Origin of the sequence: Bacillus siamensis (genome assembly GCF_051628075.1) — a bacterium.
GTDB classification, from domain to species: domain Bacteria; phylum Bacillota; class Bacilli; order Bacillales; family Bacillaceae; genus Bacillus; species Bacillus siamensis.
In genome coordinates, this window is record NZ_CP155579.1 from 522,601 (window position 1) to 546,255 (window position 23,655).

Genomic DNA, 23,655 nt, shown 5'->3' on the forward strand with positions numbered 1-23,655 from the left:
AAACTCACATAAAAGACCAATAAAAAGCAAACGGACGAAATCAGAGCCAGCAAAAGGTGTTTATATAAATACTTCTTCATGTGTTCACCTGCCTATGGCACAATTAATTCTTAACATATTATGACATGGTTTTACCGCTGCTGAAAGAATCGGCAGCTGAAAAAGACGGCAAATCCCGCCGTCTTTTTTTATATCTTAAGATTTCTTAAGAACTTTTACCGCTTTTTCTTCAGGTTTTGAATGTAGAGTGTGTTTTATAAATTCAAAACAAATGGAGAGATTAAAGATGAAACGCCTGTTATTCTTATTTCAATATATCATCAAACCAAGAACTGTCGGCGCCGTTCTGCCCAGCTCACACTTTCTTGCTGAGAAAATGACCGGAAAAATTGATTTTCATAAAGCTGAATACATTGTTGAATACGGACCAGGCATGGGAGTATTTACAAAAAAGCTGCTTGAAAAACGTCAGCCTGGGACGATGATCTTATTGATAGAACAAAATGAGGAATTTTATGCTTTACTGAAAGAAAAATATAAAGAGGAACAAAACCTATTTATTGTACATGGATCAGCTGAACATATTGAGAGTCATATGAAGGAGCATGGAATTCCTTATGCCGACTATGTCGTCTCCGGACTTCCTTTTGCAAGCCTTCCAAAAAAAGTGTCTGCCGATATTTTGACGAATACGGCTAAAATCTTAAAAGATAACGGAGAATTCATTACGTTCCAATATACTCAATATAAGAAGGCATTGATTGAGCAATTCTTTCCGCAAATAGAAGTAAGGAGAGAAATCAGGAATATACCGCCGGCTTATGTTTTCAGCTGTTCATTGCCGAAAAAAAAGAGGGAGGATTCATATGGGGACAACCATTCTAATCGTAGATGATGACAAAGATATCCGAAACCTGATCTCTGTCTATTTAGAAAATGAAGGAATAGACACACAGAAGGCGGAAGATGCTGCTGAAGCATTAAAATTATTGGAGCAAAAGGAGTTTGACCTGATCATTTTAGATATTATGATGCCCAATATGGATGGGATTGAAGCATGCATGAAGATCAGACAGGAACGAAATCTGCCTATCATCATGCTTTCCGCCAAATCGGAGGATATGGATAAAATTCAAGGACTGGCTTCCGGTGCCGATGATTATTTAACGAAACCGTTTAATCCGTTGGAATTGATCGCCAGAGTGAAATCGCAGCTGAGAAGGTATAAAAAATACAATACAGATACAATCAGCACGAAGAACGTCATTGAAATCGGTGATTTGACCGTGAATACAGATACAAGGCAAGTGTGGGTGCGGGGGAAAGAAGTCAGGCTGACTCCGAAAGAGTTTGATATTCTGGAGTTGCTTTCGAGAAACAAAGGAATTGTCATGAGTGTTGAAAAAATATATGAGGCGGTATGGAAGGAAGACTTTTTTAAGTCGGACAATACGGTGATGGTCCACATCACAAAGATCAGAGACAAGATAGAAGAGGATTCTAAACATCCGATTTATATCAAAACGGTATGGGGAACAGGATACAAAATATGAAGAAGTTTGGAAATAAGCTGATTGTCAGGCTTCTGATCGCGATCGCAATTAGTTATCTTGTTGCATTTGGTGTGTTGATTCTTGTTATTTTATCTATTTCATATCTGTACAAAATGAATTATTTAACAGATGTGAGCCAGGGAAACGCTAATTTTAGGATACTGATTCAATTTACTGCAGCTATTTTGACCTTTATTGCGGTTTTTTTGTTATTGGTGCGGAAAAAAATATTATATTTGAAACACATTACTGAGAGTGTTCACCATATTGCCAATGGAAATTTAGGCTTGACCATCAGGACTGAAAGCAGGGATGAATTGACACAGCTTGCACAACATATCAATTATATGTCCGAAGAATTAGAGAGTAAATTTGAACATGAAAGACAATTAGAACGAGCGAAAAGTGAGCTGATCTCAAGTGTATCCCACGATTTAAGGACCCCGTTAACATCAATTATCGGATATTTGGATCTGCTTAAAAAAGAACAATACAACAGTAAAGCCCAATTTCAGGAGTACCTTGAAACGATTTATTCAAAATCGCAAAGGCTGAAATATTTAATAGATGAACTGTTTGAATATACACATTTATCGAGTCCGGACGTTACTTTGAACCGCAGCAAAACAGACTTGTCTGCCCTATTGGAACAAATCACCGGAGAGTACATTCCCATTTTTGAAAAGGAACAATTAACTGTCCGAAAATCAATTACGGAAGAACATGTTCCCGTCTGTATTGATATAGAAAAGATGGTTCGCGTTTATGATAATCTTTTTATGAATGCGCTGAAGTACAGCATCAAACCATCTGAATTGTTCATAAACCTAGAAATAAAAGATGAAAAAGCAATTTTGCAAGTGTCAAACAAGGCCGAAAATCTCCCTGCTGAGGATATCAATCAATTGTTTGAACGGTTTTTCAGAGGGGATAAGGCTAGGACGGGTCATCAAGGTACCGGGCTCGGACTTGCCATTTCAAAGAGAATTGTTGAGCTTCACAGCGGCCGTATTCATGCGGATTACAGCGGCGGATGGCTTCGTTTTTCTGTTGAACACCCGATTGACTAGAGCTTGCGGGACAAACGTTCCGTAAGCTTTTTTCTTAGAATAACTTAAGAATACTTAAGAATTTTACCGGCTGTTTCTTCATTTTTTTTGCTTATGATGTGATGGAAAGCGAGGAGAGCGGAGAAATTGAAAAATAAAATGATTTTATTATGTATATGGTTTTTAGGCGTTTATTGTTTGAAGGAACTGGATGTGCTGTCATTTGATATGAATGATGTAACGGACTTTATATCAGGGCATGTGCAATACGCGATGCTGCTGTTTTTGGCTTTGTGGGTCGTCAGGCTTCTCTTTTTTATTCCCGGCATGACGCTTATGTTTGTAGGTGGAATATGCTTTGATCCGATGGTCAGTATTTTATTATCAATGGCGGGACTGTTTATAAGCGAAACGTTGGTTTATCTTTTTTCAAAGAAATTCGCCAGCGAAAAAACGACTCAATTGCTGGAAGATAAATATCCTGACTTGAAAGTGTTATTGGAGGCGTACAATTATAAGTTTTTGGCATTGGGGATGATTTGTCCGGTAGCTCCTACGGATGTGATTTGTTTTTTATCGGCAGCAATCGGGTTAAGGTATTCTGCCTACATGTTAACTGTATTGATTTCAAATATTCCTATGGTGCTATTGTCCAGCTTTGTCGTTATCAATTTCAGTGAGTCAATGACAGGTATTGTGTTAGTGATCGTTTCGTTTATATTGATTACAATCTTAACGGTGAGAATGTGGAACCGCATGAAGCAAAAGCAGCAGGAGTCTTCATAAAAAAGATATCGGTTTCCCGGTATCTTTTTTGCCGTTGGTGACATGATTTTATTTTGTTACGTCGTTTTCTGAGTGGACTGTATGAGCTGAAAACCGCCGAGCGGCTGCCACGCACGCGATAACGCCGACATTCACCGCCGCAAGTCCCCATCCCACTCTTTCGTAAATCGCTTCTTTATATAAACAGACCTTCTCCTGCCACCGTCAGCTGACACTTGCCCAATTTATCAAAAGCGGGGAGTGGCAGAAACATATCAACAGAATGAGAAAGCTGTACCGGAAAAAAAGAGCGGTATTATTAGACGTAATTCGCGGGGGTATAAAAAAACTGAGAGCTGCCTGGGCGCTGTAAAGGCAGTTCTCAGTTTGACATACTGAAGCTTGAGCAAGAGGGGCTGTCTCATCAGCAAAACGATTTATAGGACGGGCAGGCGGAGCGCCGTATCAATATTTTGTAAATTAAACCGGACTTGTTCATCTGTGTTCCACGGATGATACCAGCCTTTTTCCATCATATAGCGTGAGATTTGCTCGTGCATGTCGATCGCTTCTTCTAAGTGACGGGTGAGGATCGCTTTCACTTCAGGCGTTCCGGCTTCCGTCGCCGCCATCGCATAGTTTCTGACTCCGCTTTTTGCCGAATTCAATAAATCCATTGCGACAATTTGGTCTGTCAGTGCATCCATCCCCGTCAGGTATTCCATAATCGGATTCATTCGTTATTCATCTCCTATTCATGCTTTGCATCAGATAAAATCGAGGCAAACTCCTGCAATTGCCTTGTTGATGTATCCGCATCCTGCTGCATGATTTCTTTCAGCTGCGGATCGGATACGAGCGCTTTCATGGTTTTGGACTTCGTCAGACAAAGTGACTTAAAAGAAGCCATCTCCTGAATTTCGAGTAATTCATGTAAGGCGCTGGCCATTTCTGTAGCCTCCGTTCTCTAAGGTTTGAGTACAACTTTTATGCAATCATCTGTTTTCGTGTCAAACATCTCATAGCCGTGCTTCGCTTCACTAAGCGGAATGACATGGCTTACAACATCGCCCGGATCAATTTTGCCGGTTGATACCAGTTCAAACATATACGGCATATAATGGATAACCGGAGCTTGTCCTGATCGGATATTGACGTTTCGCTGCATGATATCGCCAAGAGGAAACCCGTTATATCTGCCGCCGTACACACCCGTAATCTGGATCGTTCCGCCTTTGCGCACCGCTTGGGAGGCAATGACTAAAGCGCTCATCGCCCCGCCTTGAAGTTTTAATCCGCTGGCGAGGAACTCCAGGTCCGTCATTTTTCCGTCCATGCCGACGGCGTCAATGACCACATCAGCGCCGCCTTTGGTGATTTCCTTCAGGTAGCTGCCCGTATTTTTGTGGTCTTCGAAGTTCACGATTTCCACTTTATTCGTCCGTTTCGCATGCTGGAGACGGTAGTTGACATAGTCTACAGCTATTACGCGTTTCGCTCCCTTTAACCAGCAGAATTTTTGAGCGAACAGACCCACAGGCCCGCAGCCGAGAACGATGACCGTATCGCCTGCTTTTACGCCGGCATTGTCAACGCTCCAAAAGCCGGTTGTCATTGCATCGGCAATAACACTCAGTTTCTCATCCGGTTCTTCGCATGTTTCGGGGACTTTAAAATGAGTAAAGTTCGCAAAAGGGACGCGTAAATATTCGGCCTGGCCGCCCGGATAGCCGCCGGTACTCCCTGAATAGCCGAAATAAGCGCCCATATCGCCGTTATCATTTGATTGATCACATTGGCTTTCCAGGTGATTTTTACAATAAGTGCATTCTCCGCAGGCGATATTAAAAGGAATAATGACACGGTCCCCTTTTTTGACTTTCGTCACGCCGGGGCCGACTTCTTCCACGATGCCCATCGGTTCATGCCCGATGATGTAGTCTTCCTGCAAGTTCGGGATGAGTCCGTGGATTAAATGTAAATCTGACCCGCAAATTGCCGTACTTGTGACTTTTATAATCATGTCATCGTGTTTTTCAATCTTCGGATCAGGCACGTCTTTGACGACGACGTTTTTAACTCCTTGATACGTTACGGCCTTCATGCTGTAATACCTCCAGTGTTAGTGTTCATCAGGTGTGCGGTCAAACATCCCTTTTCTATTCGTTTCAACGGGAAAAAGATTCATGTTTCCAACCATGAGGGTATTTTTCGCAGAGAGCTGATCCAGTTTATACTGTTCGCTCAGATCATGCGGGTGAAACCACTTTTTGCTGACCATCAAGTCTGTAATTTCCTGATGCATCGCGATTCCTTGCATAAGCTGTTTGCGCAGCAAGGCTCTTACATCAGGTGAAGCAGTTTCTGTTAAAGCGACGGCGGTATTTCTGACGCCTTCTTTTGCCCGTAAAAGAAAATCCATTGCGAATGTCGTATCTGCGAGTTCAGGGACGTGTAATGAATTGATTGGATCTAAATGGTCATGATTCAATGATGCTTACCTTCCTTTCAATTGATGATCGAAGTCGGCCGGTTTTGAGGAACAGGAGCCTGAAAAGGTGCACGTTCATAAACCGCCTGTAAATCAGCCAGGTCTTGAGAGGCTTGCTGCACGTCTTTTTCCATTAACGTTTTCAGGTCCTGATCAAACACAAGCCCTTGCATGAGCTTGGATTTCGCTACACAAAGCGTCTTGAAGTTAATCATTTCATGTAAGTCAAGCGACTCGTGAGCCGCTAATTCACGCTTTTCCATAATTATCGTTAAACCTCCTCTTCTCGATTACGTAATTAATTTCCCCTGAGAAAAGGACTTTATTCTTGCACATTTTGTTTATAAAAAAAGCAGAGAAGAAGTCTGACGGCACATCAAAAAAGAGGAAGCACAATCGCTTCCTCTTGTTCACATGGAATGGCTGTTGGTGTCATGAACGTTTTTCTGATGCGCGGGCTGTTTTGCCGCACGGGAGACGAGACCGCTGAGCACGATGCCGATCAGAACGATCGTCAGTGCTTGAACAAGGCCGAATTCTTCACCGAGCAGTCCGAGAACGGGAGGGCCGACTAAGAAGGCGCAGTAGCCGACGAAGGAGATTGCTCCGACCCGTTTAACTGCTCCTTTTGGATCATCGCCGGCTGCGGAAAGGCCGACCGGGAAGCCGAGGGAGGCGCCGATCCCCCAAAGAAAGACACCGATTACGGCTGCTGTGAGGTTCCCGCTGAAAATCACAAGGGAAAGTCCGATGACACTGACGGCGGTGCAGAGACGAAGAACGGGCACGCGTCCGTATCGGTCTAAAAATGCCCCGCCAAAGATGCGGGCGATCAGCATAGCGGTGAGGAAGACGCCGTAAACCGCCGTGCCTTGCGCGTGCGTCACATGAAAACCATCCGTCATGGTGAGCGGAAGCCAGTCATTGGCCGATCCTTCTGCGAAAGCCATTCCGAGCACGATGAGCCCGATCAGCAGCGTGCGCGGCTCTGTCCAGACGTTTACCGGCTTTTCGCTTGAGACTTCCTGCCGCCTTGAGACGGCATCTTCTTTCCCGGTGTCCTCCGGCAGAAACCGGAAGAAAGTAAAAATCAGGATAAACTCAATTCCGGCAATGAGCAGCAGGTGAACGAGCACGGGAACCTTGAATAAAATAGCCGCGGAGGCGAGGCCCGCGCCGATCAGTGTGCCGGCGCTGAACGAAGCGTGCAATGCGGGCATCATGGTTTTCCCGGCGGCGCGTTCAAGGGCGGAACCATCTGCATTAAGGGCTACTTCCGCAAGTCCGTAACCGAGCCCGAAGATGATCAGTCCGGCAAATACGATGCTTTTGAAGGCGGAAAAAACACCTGCGCTGATGACGAATATCCCGATAATGACAATCAGAACACTGATCAGAGCTACGAATCTGGTTCCCTTCCGTGAGATGACCCGGCTGGCGCTTAACAGGCCGATTAATGAGCCGCAGGCAAGCCCGAAAATAATCAACCCCATCACTGAAGTCGAGGCTTTCAGCGTTTCTCTGACTTCAGGCGTGCGGGAAATCCAGGATGAGAAAGCAAGTCCGGGCAGCGAAAAAATAATAAAAAGGGAAAGCTTCCATTTTTGAATGCCCTGTTTACTCATAAAATCAGTTCCCTCTCTGCCAAATGAAGCGGAAAACGCAGAGATGTTAATGTGATGGCAATCAATCCTTTTTGGTAATAGGGCTGAATGTCATCTATGAGAATCAGCTCGGGCATGTGTTCTTTCGGGACAAAAGCGGAGCAGGCTTCATAAACCTGTTCCATATCCAAGCCTTTTGATAATTCTCCGATAAATGCAATGGCCTGCGGGTTGATGATTGAAATGATGGCGCTTGTCATCTTTACAGCCAGTTCCGGAAAAGAATCCGGTGAATAGAGCTTTTCAAGCTGCTGCTGGCGTGTCGTTTCAAACGGAATATAAGAAATTTCTCCGGCGAATTGCGTATTGCCTTTGACTAAGCGCCCGTCTATGACGAAGCGCGCTCCCGGAGGATTGTCTTTGACAAATGAGGCCATGGCGATTGTTTTCGGGACGGAATACTGCTGGTCGCGATAAAAGCCGTATAAAGCGTAATGCATCTCATTTTCTACATTGACTTTGACAGAATGTCTGGCTTCAAGTCTTTCCTGCATCGGGATATCACACAGCTCTTCAGTGTCACAAATGCCGATCACCCCGTGGCTGACCACACCCTGAACACCCATGCCGATCGCCTTTATATTGGGAAACCGGCTGATCCACTCGTCAGTAAGCCGTTCGATAACTTCATAATTGATGATCTCATAATAACAGCTGTCTTTTTCAACATAGTCACCGTGCCAATCTGCCAGTGCAATGTCAATCGAATGGATGCCGCCTTCTGTTTTAACGGATATGCCGAGAACCAAATGACTGTCCGCATTTAACGTAAACTGCCTTGCTTTTCTTCCGCCGGTTGAGGCACTCGGCCCCGATTCCATTACTTCGCCGCGTTCTTTTAATTCATGTAAAATGTTTCCGCACGTGGCCGCACTGAGCCCTGTTTGTTTAGAGAGAAAGGAAATAGTAGCCGCATCTGTTTTCTGCAGCGCTTCAATGATGGTTTCTTCATTTGTTTTCTTTACGATGGAAGTATTATTGATGTTGTTCGCCATGCTCGGCACCCCTTTATTAAACACTTTTTATAAGACTTATTAAAAGTAGTTTAAAATATGATTTCCGTATCAGTCAAGTCGATGAAAGAGATGAATGGAAGGTTTTCAATCGCCGGGCAGATAGGGTATCCTTGCAATACGGTGATTAAAGAAGAATGGAGGCGCGAAAAATGAGTTCTGATAACAAAATCTATTATGAACGCGGAACGGAAGAGTTGAGGAAGAAAAACATCCGGGCGCATAAGCTTGTCCGGGAATTAAACGATACCGATCCGGAAGCGTATGAAAAAAAAGAAGCGATTATCAAAGAATTGTTCGGGACAGCAGGGGAGAAACCGAGTATCGAGCATAACTTTCATTGTGATATCGGAACCAATATTCATGTCGGCGATCATTTTTATGCCGGCTATAATTGCACCATTTTAGATATGGCTGAAGTGCGGATAGGCGATAACTGCATGATAGGGCCGAATGTCGGGATCTACACAGCCGGACATTCTCTGCAGCCGGAAGGAAGAAATAAAAGCGGGTACGGCATACCGATTACGATCGGCAGTAATGTATGGATCGGGGGCAGCTGTGTCATCTTAGCAGGTGTCACCATCGGCGATCATTCCGTGATTGCGGCCGGAGCAGTTGTTACGAAAGACGTCCCGCCAAATTCCGTCATGGCCGGAAACCCGGGAAAGGTCATAAAAAAGATATGAACAAAAGCAGCTTGCGAACAATCCCGCAAGCTGTTTTTCTTTTACCCATCATGCAGGACAGAAGGGGAGGAAGATGAGAAGAAGGCACTTATGGTATGATGACAAATAGAATAAAATCTCGTGAGGCCGTCGGCTAAAAGGAAGTGGACAGAGATTGTTTGGTACAAAATATCAAGAAGACTATTTCTCCCGTGACAGACGCTCATTGCATATGCTCGCGTTTCGGGTGCCCGGTCTGGCGTTTATTTTTATGGTATATGCCGCATCAGTCTCTTTGCAGTACATTTATGAAAGCTGGACGGTTTTTTTGCTGCTGTTATTTACGATATTGATCGTCACTTTTGCCGTGCTGCACTGGCATTCCTATCGCTGGGTCAAGAGAAAAACGTTTCTTTATTTCATCATACAGGGATTCATCATATATACAGCGGCTAACTTGATGGCCGGCGGCTATATCGCGGTGGTCGTCGGTCTCTATGCCTTTTTAATCGGGCAGATTATCGGAATGACGGAAAAGGGCAAAACGCTGCTCATACTCTATCTTTTCATTTTAATGTCCATAACAGCCTTGCACGAGGAGCATCCGCATCATCTGCTTCGTTTCATCGTTATCGCCGCTCCCATTATGATTGTGATTATCACGTATGCGGCAACGTTTTTCGCGCAAGTTGATGAAAAAATAAAAACACAGATGACGCTTGAAAAATTAGAGATCGCTCACCGGCAAGTGAAACAGCTGACGCTTCAAAACGAAAGGCAGCGGATGGCGAGGGACTTGCACGATACGCTTGCCCAAGGATTGGTCAGCTTGCATATGCAGCTTGAAGCGGTGCAAGTTCATCTTTCGAAAGATAACACTGACAGAGCGAAAGACATCATCAGCCAGTCAATGAAAAGAGTGAAGGGCACATTGGCTGATGCGCGCTCGGCCATTGATAACCTTCGCAGCAAATCAGAAGAGATCGGATTTTTAGAAGAAAGCATCACTGAACAAATCAACCATTTTACAGAAGCCTCCGGGCTGTCCTGTTTTTTAGAGTACAGCGTGGATCATGTGCTTGACGTTCATATGGCGGAGAACTGTCATTATATGATCGGAGAAGGCCTGACAAACGCCGCCAAGCATGCGGAAGCAGATAACGTCTGGGTATCCGTTCGGGAAGAAGAGGGACAGATCCGCATAACCGTCAAAGATGACGGGAAAGGCTTTGATGCCGGAACAGAAATGAGAAAAAGCGGACATTACGGGCTGCTTGGGATACAAGAACGTGTCAATATGATGAACGGCACCTGCCGTATAACAAGCGCCAGATCAGCGGGAACTCAAATTGAGATCATCATACCAATTCAAGGAGAGGCGGAACATGTATAAAGTGTTAATAGCTGATGACCATCTTGTCGTCAGAGAAGGTCTGAAGCTTTTGATTGAAACAAATGACCATTACACCATAACGGGAGAAGCAGAAAACGGGAAAACGGCCGTCCGCCTCGCAGAGGAACTAAAGCCCGATGTCATCCTCATGGATCTGTACATGCCGGAAATGAGCGGGCTGGAAGCCATTAAACAGATAAAAGGGCATTCTGATGTGCCGATCATTATTTTGACGACCTATAATGAAGATCATCTGATGATAGAAGGCATCGAATCAGGCGCGAACGGTTATCTGCTGAAAGACACAAGCTCAGAAACCTTATTTCATACGATGGATGCGGCAGTCAGGGGAGAAGTGCTTCTGCAGCCGGACATCTTGCAGCGTTTCCGGAAAATGAAAATGGAACGGGCAAATGCCAATGAAACACAGCTGACGGAAAAGGAAATCACAGTTCTGGAAGCCGTTGCGAAAGGGCATAAAAGCAAAGCGATCGCCTTTGATTTAGGAATCTCTGAGCGGACGGTAAAAGCAAGATTAACATCGATTTATAACAAATTAGGAGCGGATTCGCGGACTGAAGCCGTCACCATTGCCATGCAAAAAGGCATTTTGAAACTGAACATATAATGAAAAACTGCCCAAACGTACATGCCCCTATGTACGTTTTTTTTATGTGAATGTGAACTACAATTAGGCAGAAAGTAATGATTGGAGAGGAGTATTCGATGTCTGGATTTTTATATAAATTAGGGGGATGGTCTGCCCGCAACCGATTAAAAATGATCAGTGCGTGGCTTGTGATACTGATCGCTTCGGCTGTGATCGCCATCTCGTTAAAACCTGCTTTTTCTGAGGATATGTCAATACCCGACACACCTTCTGAAAAGGCAATGGATATCATTCAAAAAGAATTTTCAAAGGGTCCTGATAAAGGAAGCATACGGGTTATTTTCGGTGCTGAAGATGGAAAAAAACTGACTTCAAAATCGGAAAAACAAGCGATCGAAGATACTTTAAAGAAGATCAAAACAGATCATTCAGTCGCTTCAATTACAAGTCCTTTTGAGACAGGAACCATTTCTAAAGACGGGTCAGTGGCATATGCCGATATTACGTACAAAAAAGCGGCGGATGACATTTCGGCCGCGTCTGTTTCACATATTAAACACAGTCTGTCTGCCGCAGGAGACAAGGGCCTGCAGACGGAGCTCAGCGGTGATGTGCCGGGGGCCGGTGTTGAAGTCGGCGGTGTATCAGAAATTATCGGCATTGTGCTGGCATTCGTCGTACTGGCTATTACGTTTGGTTCATTAGTCATAGCGGGACTGCCGATTGTCACGGCCCTGATTGGTTTAGGCGTAAGCGTCGTGCTGACGTTAATTGGGACACAGTTCTTTACGATAGCCTCAGTCAGTCTCTCATTATCCGGCATGATCGGACTGGCCGTCGGGATTGATTATGCGCTGTTTATCTTTACGAAGCATCGTCAGTTTTTGGGCGAAGGTGTACAAAAAAATGAATCGATCGCTAAAGCTGCGGGAACGGCTGGCAGCGCCGTCGTTTTTGCCGGACTGACTGTGATCGTGGCGCTTTGCGGATTAACTGTTGTCGGCATTCCGTTCATGTCTGCGATGGGGCTGACTGCGGCACTCAGTGTGCTGATGGCTGTATTGGCTTCTGTTACGCTGGTGCCCGCAGTGTTATCGGTCGCAGGAAAACGGATGATTCCGAAATCAAACAAGAAGAAAGAAAAGAAAAGCGCCGACACGAATGCCTGGGGGCGCTTCGTGACAAAGAGGCCTATTCTGTTAAGCATTTTCAGTATTATTCTCTTAGCCGTCATCAGTCTGCCGGCCATGCATTTAGAGCTGGGGCTGCCTGATGCGGGAATGAAAGCGAAAGACAGCCCGGATCGCCGCGCCTATGATCTTTTGTCTAAAGGATTCGGCGAAGGCTTTAACGGCAAGCTGACAATTGTTGCCGATGCAAAAGATGTCAAGGGCAATAAAAATGAAGCATTCCAAGACGCCGTGAATGAAATGAAGGACTTGCATAATGTGGCGAGCGTCACCCCTGCCATGCCGAACAAAAAAGGGGACTATGCCATTATTACGGCAGTGCCTGAAACCGGGCCGAACGATAAGGCAACGAAAGAGTTAGTGCAGGATATACGGAAACTATCAGACAAAAACGGTATCCGCCTGCTCGTCACCGGATCAACCGCGGTGAACATTGATATTTCAGACCGGTTAAACGATGCGATTCCGGAATTCGCCATTCTCATTGTGGGGTTTGCGTTTGTATTGCTGACCGTTGTTTTCCGTTCTCTTCTCGTGCCGCTGGCGGCCGTTCTTGGCTTTTTGCTGACGATGACCGCTACACTCGGATTATCGGTATTTGTCCTGCAGGATGGGAATTTCACCGGCTTGCTGAGCATTCCGGAAAAAGGACCGATTCTCGCCTTCCTGCCTATTTTGGCGATCGGTATTCTTTTCGGGCTTGCGATGGATTATCAAGTATTCCTTGTCAGCAGAATGAGAGAAGAATATGTCAAAACAAAACATCCGGTACAAGCCATCCATGCCGGATTGAAGCATAGCGGGCCTGTCGTAACAGCGGCGGGACTGATCATGATTTTCGTCTTTGCGGGATTCATCTTCGCAGGGGACTCTACGATCAAATCCATGGGATTGGCAATGACATTCGGTGTTCTTTTCGATGCGTTCATTGTAAGAATGACCATCATTCCGAGTGTCATGAAGCTGATGGGACATGCGGCCTGGTACTTGCCGAAGCGGCTGGATAAGATCATTCCGAACGTGGATATCGAAGGCCATAAGCTGACACAGGACACAACGCCGGAGAAACCGGAAGAATAAAATGAAAAAGCAGATCATGATGATCTGCTTTTTTTATGTGCTGACCGCATCCATGAAAAGAGAAAATAGCTTTTTCATGTCTTCATGTTTTTTTGTCAGCATTTCAGGATGCCATTGCACGCCGACGACAAATAATTCACCCGTCCGTTCAATCGCTTCAATGGCCCCGTCTTTTGCATAAGCCGCGGCCTTAAACGATGGCGCTGTCTCTTTTATGATTTGGTGATGGAACGAGTTCACAAGCGTTGAATCGCCAAACAAGGAATGAAGACGGGTCCCTTTTTCAAAAGAAACATGATGGGTTCTTAACGGGGGATCTTTTTCTTGATCGTGCTTGATTTCAGCAAACGAAGCATGTGTCAGATCCTGATATAAAGTGCCCCCGAAAGTGACGTTTAACATATGCATCCCCCGGCAGATTGCTAATATCGGCTTCTCTAAAGCAATCGCCGTTTGGATCAGCTCCTTCTCATAGGCGTCCCGGTCAGGAAAGGTCTTTCTTAAAGCCTGTAAAGGTTCTTCACCGTACATCAGCGGGTCTATATCCTGGCCGCCGGACAGAATAATGCCGTCAACATGAGAGACCTGTTCCTTTATAAGCTCAGTTTCTTGAATCACCGGCAATATAAACGGCACACCGCCGGCCTCGGCAGCAGACTGAATATAATCATTGTTGACATACGCCCGATTATAACCCGGAAAAGGACCGGATTGATCAGCCATAATGTTTCCCGTAATACCAATGCGCTTGGCCATTCTTCGTTCACCTGAACCTTTCTTTCTGAGCCTGCTCATAACAAATCAGAACGTAGGTTGTACAAATCAGTTTGAAATTATTCTCTTTATACGTAAACTTTCTAAAACAAAACCCGTGACAATAATCACGGGTTTTTGAACTCATTTCAATTTCTTGATCTCTTCCGTCAGCTCTTTGAATTTTTGGTCAAGCTCACGATATTGTTTATCAGCCGGAGTCATGAAGCTGAGCTTTCCGAGGACTTCCTGCCGTTCGGTTTCAAGCTTTAACCGCAGCTCTTCAATATCAACTCTGGCGGCGGGGGATTCTTTCCATTGTTTTTGGATGCTGCCGTTCGTGATATCAAGCCGGATGTCTGTCGTCTTTTCGAGAAAGTAGCGATCATGCGATACGATGATGAGCGTACCGTCGTATTGAGCCAATGTGTCTTCAAGCTGCTCGCGTGACGGCAGGTCAAGGTGGTTTGTCGGTTCATCCAGAATCAGCACATCTTTCTCCTCCAGAATAAACGCCATCAGCTTGCATTTGACCCGCTCTCCCATGCTCATCTTGCCGATAGGTTCCGTCCATTGCGCTGCGGTAAATCCTAAATGCTTCATGAGAGATTGAACATTTCCCCTTGCTTCGAACGTTTCTTTGTAAAAAAGCTGTTCGGGGGTTTTATCAAGCGGGAGGTCGAATACTTCCTGCGTTAAATATCCGACGTTTGCAGACGGAGATATCCATATGCTTCCCTGCGCTTTTTCCTGACCGAGGATGACCTTCAATAATGTTGTTTTCCCGCTCCCGTTCGGGCCTGTAATGGCAATCTTTTCGCCGTGCATCACAGTGAAATTCACGTTTTTGAACAGCGTTCGGCCGTCATACGATTTTGTGAGATCACGTACTTCTAAAAAACGTTTTCCCGCTTTTTTGCGGTGCTCAATGGAAAAACGGACTTCATACTCCGCCTCCACCGGTTCTGCTTTCGCTTTTTCAAGCTCTTTTTCAAGACGCTTCCGTTTTGATTTAACCTGGGCGTCCGTGCGTTTTGCTTTTACGCGATGGTATTCTTTAAAGCCTTCTATTTTCGTTGACTGGGCATGGGCTTTTGCTGACCAGGCGCTCAGCTCGTTCATTTGAGCTTCAATCCGTCTGATCATATGCTGCTGATTCTCATATTCGCGCTGCTGTGTCAGTCTTCTCTGTTTGCGGACCTCCATATAGCTTGAATAATTCCCTTTATGTTCAATGAGTTTCTTTCCTTCGATCGACCAGATTTTTGTCGCCGCCGCATCCAAAAATGCACGGTCATGTGAGACGAGAATAATGGTGCCTTTATAGTTCTTGATCTGTTTTTGCAATAGGTCTAAACTGTGCTGATCGAGGTGGTTCGTCGGTTCATCTAATAACAAAAGACCGCTCGAAGAAGAGAATCCTTTGGCAAGCCGGGCTTTCAGTTTTTCTCCGCCGCTTAATTGTGAAAAGGTGCGGGCGGGCACGTTCCATTTTTCTAACAGGGCTGCTTCCGCAGGCTCCGGGTGGCCGGAATCATAAGCTTCCGTTTCTTGTTCCACCATATATATGTTCATATCTTGCAGCATCTGAATCTGTCCTTGTGACGGCGCTGTTTTATTACAGATCAATTGCAGCAATAAAGATTTGCCGGCGCCGTTTTTGCCGATAACGCCGATGATGTCGCCCTGCTGAACGCTTGCGCTGATCTGTTCAAAAAGGGGCACACTATTGATTTCATAACTGACGCCGCTTAATTTTAATATTTCTTTCATATGTCAATCCCTCGCTTTAAAGGGAGGACAAAAAAATCCTCCCAATTGATTTGGAAGGATTAGCCGTACCTGTACATGATCAAATAAGCTATTTTCACATAGCTTTTGTATCGTATAGAAAATGGGCAGACTAATCCTATTTTTTCTGATTTGAAATATTTGATTTCAAACGGTCAAAATAAGATTAGTTAATCATTGTCCACCCATCGTCCCTTCGTATTTGTTACAAACAGTGTAGCATACACTTACCTGTAAGAGCAAAGGGTATTCGCCTTTTTATTCCAGATTCGAGGCTTCCCGCTCTTCTTCTAACACGGCGTAATAATATTCATCCCACCAGTCATTTTCATGGGGGATGCATTTTTTAAAAAAGCCTTCCCGTCTCATTCCGATCTTTTCCATCACCCGGTGCGAAGCCGTATTTTCCGGCTGGCATGTCGCAATGATCCGATGCAATTTCATCTCGTTAAACCCGAATGCCAGCACGGCGCGTGCAGCCTCTGAAGCATATCCTTTGCCCTGATATTCCGGGTGAAACACCCATCCGATTTCATACGTATGGTTGCCAAAATACTGAAAAAAAGCAATGTGGCCAATGACCGTTTTTTCATCCTTCAATAAAACGGGATACTTTTCAGCACGTTCACCGCTGTTTTCAATAACGAATTTCTTGGCGTCTTCTTCGGAAAAGACGCCCTCCGGTATATACTTCATGACCTCCGGATTTGACGTGTACTCATAAACGTCTTGCCAATCTTCCCGTTCAAATGTCCGGATCACGAGCCTGTCGGTTTTGATCTTCATTTTACATTCTCCCATCCAAAAGGTTTCATCCTAATACTTCGATCGAAAAGATGCAAAAACCTTTGAGCGGGGAAGGGCGATATAAAAAGCCTGCAGCTACTACACTGCAGGCGGTTATTTCTCATTCGCGGCGGCAGGCAGGTTAGTAAAACCGAATTGCCCTCCGACAGCTTCTTTTACTTCATGAATAACGATAAATGATTTCGGATCAATTTTTTGAACATGTTTTTTGATTTTCAGCAATTCGTTCTTTTTAATGACGACATAGATAATGCGCTTGTCTTTGCTTCCGTAATACCCGTATCCGTAAAAAATCGTCGCCGCGTTGCCGTATTCGGACGTGATGGCTTTGGCGATCTCTTCGTATTGGTCAGACATAATGGTGAGAGCTTTTTTATTATGGAAACCTTCAATGACAATATCGACGATTTTGGCACACAGATAAACGAATATAAACGTATACAGCATATGATTGATGCCAATCGCTAGAACGGACGCGAAAATAATGACGCAATCCATATAAAACATGCTTTTGGAGATGTTAAAGCCCTTTGTGTAGTTCAATAAATACGCCAAAAGCGTGGTTCCGCCGGTAGATCCGTCAGCGATAAAGATCAATGCCAGCCCCGCTCCCATCAGCAGAGCGCCGAATACAATCCCGAGCACCATGTCGTGCACGCCGAATGGAATAAAGCTGACGATACTGAGAAAAACAGAAGTCATTCCCGTGCCGAGTATCGTATATAAAATTGTCCTTTTCGTTAAAAATTTATAAGCCAGCCCGATAAAAATCAAATTTACCACCAGAGTTGTAATGCTTGCAGGTATATGGAAAAGATAATATAAAACGAGAGCGATTCCCACGGTGCTGCCGTCCCCCAGATGATTCGGGATGACGAAAAATTCCACGGATGCCGCGATAAGAAAGGCTCCGGCCATAATCATCAGTATATCCTTGCAAATATTCTTCATGTGCAAACCTCCTCTGCAGTCAAAAATATATACAAAACAAAAACGCCTCAAAAATTATCCAGCAGAACTAAATAATTTTTAAGACGAATCATTCACAATCTCGTTTGTTCATTCAATAAAGAATGATCAGCTTCAATATCGAAGATTATATAGACACCTTCACATCTTGTCAATGATGTAAAAATTGAATTTTCTATTGTATTTATGAGGTTTGAATGAAATAAAAACAAGGAATTATATCAGAAGAGCTTTTATTTCTAAACTATTGATTAGAGAAATGAAAAAAGCAACAAAGAAGGGATGAGAACATTGGAACGAATTTTTATCAGTCCGGCTAAATATGTGCAGGGAAAAAACGCAATTGAAACGATCGGCGGACACCTTGAGGGCGTTGGTGAAAAAGCCATCGTCATTGCGGACAAAACCGTATGGGATATCGCGGGTCACAAAGTGACGGCTGAATTAAAGAAAAGCAGCATTTCGGCTGAAGAGACGGTTTTCAACGGGGAAGCCTCCCAGGAAGAAATGAAAAGAATTGCGGGCATCGCAGAGAAAGCGGGCGCGTCCATTGTAATCGGAGTCGGCGGCGGTAAAACGCTTGATACGGCCAAAGCGGTATCAGATGAAATAAACGGCTACACCGTTATCGTGCCGACGGCCGCTTCAACGGATGCCCCGACAAGCGGGCTGTCTGTCGTGTATTCTGAACAAGGCGCGTTTGAAAATTATCGTTTCTATCATAAAAATCCTGATCTGGTTCTGGTCGATACGAAAATCGTCGCAGAAGCTCCGCCGCGCTTTTTAGCATCAGGGATTGCCGATGCGATGGCGACGTGGATAGAGGCGCGCAGTGTCATCGCCAGCGGCGGTAAAACGATGGCAGGCGGAATTCCCACAATTGCCGGGGAAGCTATCGCGGAAAAATGTGAGGAAGTTCTATTCAAATACGGCCGTCTCGCCTATGAGTCTGTGAAAGCGAAAGTCGTCACTCCTCCATTAGAAGCGGTAGTTGAAGCGAATACACTTCTGAGCGGACTGGGATTTGAAAGCGGCGGCTTGGCTGCGGCGCATGCCATTCACAACGGCTTCACCGCGCTTGAAGGAGAAATTCATCACTTAACCCATGGTGAAAAAGTGGCATTCGGCACGCTCGTTCAGTTGGCGCTGGAAAAACGTTCGCTTGAAGAAATTGAGCGGTATATCGCGTTTTATATCAGCTTGGGACTGCCTGTCACACTTGAAGACATCAAATTAAAAGACGCTTCGAAAGAGGATATTATGAAAGTGGCAGAAGCCGCGACGATTGAGGAAGAAACGATTCATGCCGCTTTTGATGTGACGGCTGACGACGTGGCGGATGCTATCATAGCGGCCGACCAGTACGCAAAAGCGTTTAAAGAAAAGCATGCGTAAACATTTTCATCGCGCGAGTTGAAACCAAGGGCTGTGACGGCTCTTGGTTTTTTTATGTCTTTTTGCCCCGCTTGAAAACTTTTAAAAATAAAGAAAAAATTATGATACAATATACAAATGTTTTGAGAGACTAACAAAGGAAAGGTGGGAACGATATGCTGCATAATCCGACCGGCAAGGAGCGGCTTGCGCTGGCTTTTCTTCTTGGCATGCTTGCGATACTGGGGCCGCTGAATATAGATATGTATCTGCCGAGTTTCCCTGAAATCGCTGAAGATTTAAGCGCCCGCGCATCGCTTGTCCAGCTCAGTTTAACCGCATGTCTGATCGGACTGACAATCGGACAGGTTGTTGTCGGCCCGTTAAGTGACGCGAAGGGAAGAAGAAAACCGTTATTACTATGTATTTTTTTATTTGCTTTGTTTTCTCTGTTTTGCGCGCTTGCACCGAACATTACTACATTAGTGATTGCCCGTTTTCTTCAAGGCTTCACCGCTTCGGCGGGGCTCGTTCTGTCCCGTGCGATCGTCAGAGATGTGTTTACGGGAAGAGAGCTTTCTAAGTTTTTCTCGCTGCTGATGGTCATTACCGCCGTCGCGCCGATGGTGGCGCCGATGACGGGAGGCGCGATTTTACTGCTCCCGTTTGCATCATGGCATACGATTTTTCTCTTTTTAACCTTTATCGGGTTTTTGCTTGTTCTCATTATTGCGCTTAAGCTGACAGAAACCCTGCCGCCGGAAAAGCGGATTCCGAGTTCCGTCGGAAATTCCGTGCGGACAATGGGAAGCCTGCTGAAAGACCGGTCATTTATCGGCTATGCGCTGACGGTCGGCTTTATTCACGGCGGGAGCTTTGCGTATGTTTCCGGGACGCCTTTTGTGTATCAGGATATTTACGGAGTATCGCCGCAGGTATTCAGTATTTTATTCGGCATAAACGGTCTGGCGATCATTACCGGAAGCTTTATCATCGGGCGTTTCGGCGGAATCATTCACGAAAAAAGCCTGTTGAGAATCGGCGTGATTACAGCGATGACGGCGACTGCCGTTCTGCTCGTCATGACGATCATTCACGGACCGCTGGCGGCGCTGGTGATTTCAATTTTCATTTATATGATTACGATCGGCATGACGCTGACAAGCACCTTTACATTGGCGATGGAAAAGCAGGGACACCGCGCGGGAAGCGCAAGCGCACTGCTCGGCATGCTTCCGCTTCTTCTCGGTTCCATCGTGTCGCCGCTTGTGGGGATGAATGAAGCGACAGCCGTCCCGATGGGGGCAATTATGTTCACGACATCCGTTATCGGTTCCATCGCTTTTTTCGCCTTAACAACAAAAACGGAGAAAGCAAAAAAGGAGTGAAATGATTCACTCCTTTTTTTGATGCCCGTTATTCATATTTCTTCAGCACGATCGCCGAATTATGCCCGCCAAAGCCGAATGAGTTGGAAAGACCGATCGTTAACGATTGCTGGCGGGGCCCGTCTGCTACATAGTCCAAATCACATGCCGAATCAGGGTGCTGCAGATTGATCGTCGGCGGAATGATGCCGTGTCTCAAGCTCTCTGTCAAAGCGATGGCTTCAACGCCGCCTGCCGCGCCAAGCATGTGGCCGAGCATTGATTTGTTGGCCGTGACCGGAATGTCATAGGCAAGCTCCCCGAATAATGTCTTGATGGCCAACGTTTCAGAAAGATCTCCGGCTTTTGTGCTTGTCGCATGGGCGCTTACGACATCAATGTCTTCCGCTGAAACGTTCGCCTTTTTCAAAGCGTTTTTCATCGCCAGGTATGCGCCCGTTCCTTCCGGATGGGAGGCCACCATATGATAGGCGTCAGAGCTCGCACCGTAGCCGAGCACCTCACAAAGGATCGGGGCATTTCTGCCGATTGCGCTATCCAATGATTCCAATACTAAGATGCCCGCGCCTTCACTCATGACAAATCCATCGCGATCCGCGTCAAACGGCCGGCTTGCCGCGGCGGGGTCTTCGTTTCTCGCTGACAGCGCGTGGGCATTGCCGAAGCTGGCTAATGACAAATTCGTAATCGCCGCCTCCGCGCCCCCGGCAAACATGATATCCGCATCATCATTCCGAATGGCGTTGAATGCTTCCCCGATCGACGTATTGCCGATGGAACACGCGGTGACGGGAGAAAGTGAGGGGCCGAGCGCGCCTAATCTGATGCTGATTTGAGCGGCGGCCGCATTTGAGATCATCATGGGGACAAGGCTCGGGCTCACTTTTCGCGCTCCCCGTTCATTTAAAGTATGGACATTGTCAATCAAAGTCGTGATGCCGCCGATTCCGGAGCCGACGTACACGCCGAGGCGTTCACGGTCAATCTGATCGAGCTGAATTCCGGAGCTTTCCAGCGCCTGTTCCGCTGCCGCTAAAGCAAACTGGCTGAAACGGTCAAGCCGTCTCGCTTCTTTTCTGCCCCATCTTTCTTCTGCGTCAAAATCGCGGACGGTGCCGGCTATTTTTGTTTTGGAGCTGGAGACATCAAAAGAATCTATGAGAGAAATTCCCGATTTTCCTTCCGTCAGGTGTTTCCAAAATGTATTTACATCATTGCCGAGAGGTGAAATCACTCCCATTCCGGTGATGACAACTCTTTTCATGGTCATTCCTCCTTCGGTATGTATTTATTGTAACTCGCAATTATCCTATTACAAGTTGTTGTTTATCCTAGTATAATAAATACCAGGGTAGGAGAGGAGAGATTCGGTATGATACCAGAAGGAAGATTGCAGGCTCTTTCAGAGTTTTTAAAAATGCAGCGGGCCAAAATTTCTCCGCAGATGGCCGGCCTGCCGACGGGCACGCGAAGAAGAACGCCGGGACTCAGAAGAGAAGAGGTCGCGCAATTAGCCGGCGTAAGCACCACGTGGTATACGTGGCTGGAGCAGGGCAGAGACATTAAAGTGTCGGCAGGTGTATTGGACGCCGTTTCCGATGCGCTCCAGCTGAATAAAGATGAAAGAAATTATTTGTACGCGCTTGCCATTGATGAGGGCGTGAAACAGCCGTTTGCCGCGGAGGAAGAGGCGGTCATCAGCCCGTCCCTTTCAAAAATTCTGCAAGAGCTCCGTTATTGTCCCACCATCATCTCGGACAGGCGGTGTCATATCGTAGGGTGGAACCAGGCGGCGGCTCACGTGTTTTTAGATTTTGAACAAATTCCCCCCGAAAAACGGAATCTCATTGAGCTATTGTTTTCAAGAAAAGAATTAAGAAGTCTAGCCGTGAACTGGGAGCATTTTGTGAAAGGTTTCATTGCCATTTTCAGAACGTATTACGGCCAGTATGTAGCGGATACGTGGTATTCTCAGTTTATAGAGGAAATGGAGAAGACATATTCAGAGTTTCATACGCTGTGGAATGAGAGCGAAGTCAGCTCGGCTCCCGAAGTATTAATTGAGTTCCGCCACGCGAAGGCGGGAAAAATGGTCTTTAATCTGACTTCTTTTCAGGTTCAGGGCAACAGTGATCTGCGCTGCAGCGTGTATACGCCGGTAGATCATACCGAAACGGAAGCAAAGCTGAAAAAGCTCTTCGAAAACAGGTGAAAACAGAAAAAAACGGGAGGCCGCCGCCTTCCGTTTCAGTTTAAAATAAAAGCATCAGCCCGGCGATGGCCGGTGTTAAAAAGATGGCTGATTTCAGAATGACTTTCGGCACGAGATTGGTGAATTTCGCTCCGACATATGCACCGCACATCGTTCCGATCAGCACTTTGACCAACAGCATATAGTCGACAAACCCTTCCGTTACATAACCGAGACCTCCGCCGACTGCAAGCGGGATAATGACTAGCATGGTGGTGCCGACCGACTGGCGGATGGATAAGCGCAAAAGAATCATTAAGCCGATTTGGATGAAAGGGGCAGAGCCGATGCCGAATGTTCCGGACAAGATTCCTGCGATAATACCGAGAACAACGGCTTTCACCCATATGTTCAGATGGCTTTGCGGTCCGGTGTCCTCTTGTGTTTCTTTTAAAATAAATAACCGGACTAAAATCAATAGAGCAGATAAAAACAGCATGCCCGCCGTCAAGTAATGCAGCAAATCTGCGGGGATAAGAGAAGTAAGTCTGGCCCCGAAAAATGAACCGAATGCCGCAAAAACGCCGACGATGAGACCGATTTTCATCTGAATGTTGCCTTCACGGTAGTGGCTGAAAGCCCCGGACAAACTTGTGAAAGCCATTCCGGCTAGGGAAGTGCCCAAAGCCGTGTGAATCGGTACGTGAAAAAGTATAGTTAAAAGTGCAATGACAAAACCGGCTCCCCCCGCGCCGATAAACCCGAGAATAATCCCGAGCAGAAACATAACGAGTATAATAAGCACAATCTTCTCCTCCATTTAGATGCCTGATGACAATGTTTCGATCCGCTGTACCAGATGTTTAACGATCGACCGTTGTCCGTCGACCGTCGTTCAATAACTTT

At 45.8% G+C, this 23,655-nt stretch carries 24 protein-coding genes and 1 pseudogene; 12 read left to right on the plus strand and 13 right to left on the minus strand.

What is annotated here, in order from left to right:
* Positions 1-286: 286 nt before the first annotated feature.
* The 5 genes and pseudogenes from ABDB98_RS02765 to ABDB98_RS02785 form a co-directional block, all read left to right on the plus strand.
* The gene (locus ABDB98_RS02765) at positions 287-895 is read left to right on the plus strand and encodes a class I SAM-dependent methyltransferase (RefSeq protein WP_438421282.1); all 609 of its coding nucleotides are present in this window, start codon (positions 287-289) and stop codon (positions 893-895) included.
* Entirely contained in the window at positions 867-1,553 is a 687-nt protein-coding gene (locus ABDB98_RS02770; RefSeq protein WP_438421284.1) for a response regulator transcription factor, read from the plus strand. The genes ABDB98_RS02765 and ABDB98_RS02770 overlap by 29 nt, the downstream gene beginning before the upstream one ends.
* A complete protein-coding gene (locus tag ABDB98_RS02775) occupies positions 1,550-2,623 on the plus strand; it encodes a sensor histidine kinase (RefSeq protein ID WP_438421285.1) in 1,074 nt (357 codons plus the stop codon). Before ABDB98_RS02770 ends, ABDB98_RS02775 begins: the two co-directional genes overlap by 4 nt.
* A gap of 126 nt (positions 2,624-2,749) precedes the next feature.
* Positions 2,750-3,388, plus strand: a complete 639-nt coding sequence (locus ABDB98_RS02780) for a TVP38/TMEM64 family protein (protein ID WP_060963474.1) — start codon at positions 2,750-2,752, stop codon at positions 3,386-3,388.
* A gap of 166 nt (positions 3,389-3,554) precedes the next feature.
* A pseudogene (locus tag ABDB98_RS02785) lies at positions 3,555-3,701 on the plus strand (PLP-dependent aminotransferase family protein); the annotation flags it as partial.
* A gap of 103 nt (positions 3,702-3,804) precedes the next feature.
* Here the strand turns inward: ABDB98_RS02785 and ABDB98_RS02790 are convergent.
* The 7 genes from ABDB98_RS02790 to ABDB98_RS02820 form a co-directional block, all read right to left on the minus strand.
* Positions 3,805-4,104, minus strand: a complete 300-nt coding sequence (locus ABDB98_RS02790; protein ID WP_016937108.1) for a spore coat protein — start codon at positions 4,102-4,104, stop codon at positions 3,805-3,807.
* 14 nt (positions 4,105-4,118) lie between these two features.
* Positions 4,119-4,316, minus strand: coding sequence for a hypothetical protein (locus tag ABDB98_RS02795; protein WP_003156073.1), 198 nt, complete (start codon positions 4,314-4,316; stop codon positions 4,119-4,121).
* An 18-nt stretch (positions 4,317-4,334) separates the two neighbouring features.
* The gene (locus ABDB98_RS02800; RefSeq protein ID WP_016937106.1) at positions 4,335-5,471 is read right to left on the minus strand and encodes a zinc-dependent alcohol dehydrogenase; all 1,137 of its coding nucleotides are present in this window, start codon (positions 5,469-5,471) and stop codon (positions 4,335-4,337) included.
* A gap of 18 nt (positions 5,472-5,489) precedes the next feature.
* Entirely contained in the window at positions 5,490-5,858 is a 369-nt protein-coding gene (locus tag ABDB98_RS02805) for a spore coat protein (protein WP_049627976.1), read from the minus strand.
* Positions 5,859-5,875: 17 nt separating this feature from the next.
* Positions 5,876-6,121 (minus strand): hypothetical protein, encoded by a 246-nt coding sequence (locus ABDB98_RS02810; RefSeq protein ID WP_060963473.1) that lies wholly within the window; start codon positions 6,119-6,121, stop codon positions 5,876-5,878.
* 147 nt (positions 6,122-6,268) lie between these two features.
* Complete coding sequence (locus ABDB98_RS02815) at positions 6,269-7,483, minus strand: MFS transporter (protein WP_438421287.1); 1,215 nt, start codon at positions 7,481-7,483, stop codon at positions 6,269-6,271.
* A complete protein-coding gene (locus tag ABDB98_RS02820) occupies positions 7,480-8,517 on the minus strand; it encodes an ROK family protein (protein WP_438421288.1) in 1,038 nt (345 codons plus the stop codon). The genes ABDB98_RS02815 and ABDB98_RS02820 overlap by 4 nt, the downstream gene beginning before the upstream one ends.
* Positions 8,518-8,687: 170 nt before the next feature.
* Here ABDB98_RS02820 and ABDB98_RS02825 point away from each other — a divergent pair, with 170 nt between their 5' ends.
* From ABDB98_RS02825 to ABDB98_RS02840, 4 genes are all read left to right on the plus strand, one after another.
* On the plus strand, positions 8,688-9,224 hold the full coding sequence (locus ABDB98_RS02825) for a sugar O-acetyltransferase (RefSeq protein WP_060963470.1): 537 nt from the start codon (positions 8,688-8,690) through the stop codon (positions 9,222-9,224).
* Positions 9,225-9,378: 154 nt separating this feature from the next.
* Entirely contained in the window at positions 9,379-10,596 is a 1,218-nt protein-coding gene (locus ABDB98_RS02830; protein ID WP_438421290.1) for a sensor histidine kinase, read from the plus strand.
* Positions 10,589-11,224, plus strand: coding sequence for a response regulator (locus tag ABDB98_RS02835; RefSeq protein ID WP_438421292.1), 636 nt, complete (start codon positions 10,589-10,591; stop codon positions 11,222-11,224). The genes ABDB98_RS02830 and ABDB98_RS02835 overlap by 8 nt, the downstream gene beginning before the upstream one ends.
* Positions 11,225-11,322: 98 nt before the next feature.
* Complete coding sequence (locus tag ABDB98_RS02840; RefSeq protein WP_438421293.1) at positions 11,323-13,476, plus strand: MMPL family transporter; 2,154 nt, start codon at positions 11,323-11,325, stop codon at positions 13,474-13,476.
* A gap of 33 nt (positions 13,477-13,509) precedes the next feature.
* Here ABDB98_RS02840 and ABDB98_RS02845 read toward each other — a convergent pair whose 3' ends face one another.
* From ABDB98_RS02845 to ABDB98_RS02860, 4 genes are all read right to left on the minus strand, one after another.
* Positions 13,510-14,232, minus strand: a complete 723-nt coding sequence (locus ABDB98_RS02845; protein ID WP_438421295.1) for a gamma-glutamyl-gamma-aminobutyrate hydrolase family protein — start codon at positions 14,230-14,232, stop codon at positions 13,510-13,512.
* Positions 14,233-14,373: 141 nt separating this feature from the next.
* The gene (gene abc-f / locus ABDB98_RS02850; RefSeq protein ID WP_438421296.1) at positions 14,374-16,002 is read right to left on the minus strand and encodes a ribosomal protection-like ABC-F family protein; all 1,629 of its coding nucleotides are present in this window, start codon (positions 16,000-16,002) and stop codon (positions 14,374-14,376) included.
* Positions 16,003-16,278: 276 nt separating this feature from the next.
* Positions 16,279-16,806, minus strand: coding sequence for a GNAT family N-acetyltransferase (locus tag ABDB98_RS02855; protein ID WP_438421298.1), 528 nt, complete (start codon positions 16,804-16,806; stop codon positions 16,279-16,281).
* A 114-nt stretch (positions 16,807-16,920) separates the two neighbouring features.
* A complete protein-coding gene (locus tag ABDB98_RS02860) occupies positions 16,921-17,778 on the minus strand; it encodes a YitT family protein (RefSeq protein ID WP_438421299.1) in 858 nt (285 codons plus the stop codon).
* 300 nt (positions 17,779-18,078) lie between these two features.
* Between ABDB98_RS02860 and ABDB98_RS02865 the strand changes: the two genes are divergently transcribed.
* Both ABDB98_RS02865 and ABDB98_RS02870 read left to right on the plus strand, forming a co-directional pair.
* The gene (locus ABDB98_RS02865) at positions 18,079-19,191 is read left to right on the plus strand and encodes a glycerol dehydrogenase (protein ID WP_438421301.1); all 1,113 of its coding nucleotides are present in this window, start codon (positions 18,079-18,081) and stop codon (positions 19,189-19,191) included.
* 155 nt (positions 19,192-19,346) lie between these two features.
* Entirely contained in the window at positions 19,347-20,558 is a 1,212-nt protein-coding gene (locus ABDB98_RS02870) for a Bcr/CflA family efflux MFS transporter (RefSeq protein ID WP_438421302.1), read from the plus strand.
* 28 nt (positions 20,559-20,586) lie between these two features.
* On the opposite strand, the gene fabF is transcribed toward ABDB98_RS02870, so the two are convergent.
* Positions 20,587-21,822, minus strand: coding sequence for a beta-ketoacyl-ACP synthase II (fabF, locus tag ABDB98_RS02875; RefSeq protein ID WP_438421304.1), 1,236 nt, complete (start codon positions 21,820-21,822; stop codon positions 20,587-20,589).
* 108 nt (positions 21,823-21,930) lie between these two features.
* Here fabF and ABDB98_RS02880 point away from each other — a divergent pair, with 108 nt between their 5' ends.
* Positions 21,931-22,770: a helix-turn-helix transcriptional regulator gene (locus ABDB98_RS02880; protein ID WP_438421305.1), complete on the plus strand. Its 840-nt coding sequence runs from the start codon at positions 21,931-21,933 to the stop codon at positions 22,768-22,770.
* Between the two features lie 40 nt (positions 22,771-22,810).
* Here ABDB98_RS02880 and ABDB98_RS02885 read toward each other — a convergent pair whose 3' ends face one another.
* Positions 22,811-23,554 carry a sulfite exporter TauE/SafE family protein gene (locus tag ABDB98_RS02885; protein WP_060963459.1) on the minus strand — a complete coding sequence of 248 codons (744 nt, stop codon included), beginning with the start codon at positions 23,552-23,554 and terminating at the stop codon, positions 22,811-22,813.
* Positions 23,555-23,655 lie beyond the last annotated feature (101 nt).